This window comes from Vibrio sp. 10N.222.46.A1 (genome assembly GCF_041473595.1).
GTDB lineage: Bacteria > Pseudomonadota > Gammaproteobacteria > Enterobacterales > Vibrionaceae > Vibrio > Vibrio tasmaniensis_A.
Window position 1 is genome coordinate 1 of sequence record NZ_JBFRSN010001022.1, and the last position, 760, is coordinate 760.

A 760-nucleotide genomic window follows, 5' to 3' on the forward strand; every position below is an offset into this window, starting at 1 on the left:
TTGGCGAGTAATGATAAGAGTGTAATTGAAAGGACTTTCCTGTTTATTACTCTTGGTTTGTTGTGTTTACTTCCTGTTTTTATTGTTTACCCATCACTTACTAGTGCTTTATTAATTGATTACCCTCCAATACTTAAGATGTATTGGCTTGATCAAGTCACGGAAGCTAAATCTGTTGCTAGTTATATATCAACCCATGGTTTATTTTCTGTTGAAAACTATGCGTTGCTATTGGTTCCCGCAATTCTATCCCCGATATTTAAGTTAAAAAACCACCATGCAATAATATTGTACATCATCTTTATGTTTAATTTATTTCTTGCGCTATTTTGGCAGATTAGAATAATGAGGCTGTGCTTTGTTTTAGCTGCACCTTTTCAAGCATACTTTATTATAAAATTGTCCGATGTTGTTAGATATTCAGTTTTAAAAATTATTGTTATCTTCTCTGGTGCTCCTTTAGCTTTAGCACTTTTTATTGTTATTTTGTCACCAGAAGAAAAAGTAACCACTGTTTTTGATAATATAGAAAACCCACCAGATATATTTAAAGTATTAAAAGATAACGGTATTAATTCACATACAATTCTTTCTGGGATAGAAACCGGCGCTCCTGTACTAGCAAAAACCAACAACAGTATCATTGCAGCGCCTTACCATCGAAATATTGCTGGCAACCAATTCCTAATTGAAGTGATGCTAGAAGAGGACATGCTCTTAGCAAGAAAAGAAATAATAGACAAAAGGGTTGATTATATAT

Annotated in this window: 1 pseudogene; it reads left to right on the forward strand. The window is 33.0% G+C overall.

Features of this window, described 5'->3' with window-relative positions:
• Positions 1 to 760: pseudogene (locus tag AB4496_RS23270) on the forward strand (hypothetical protein); the annotation flags it as partial.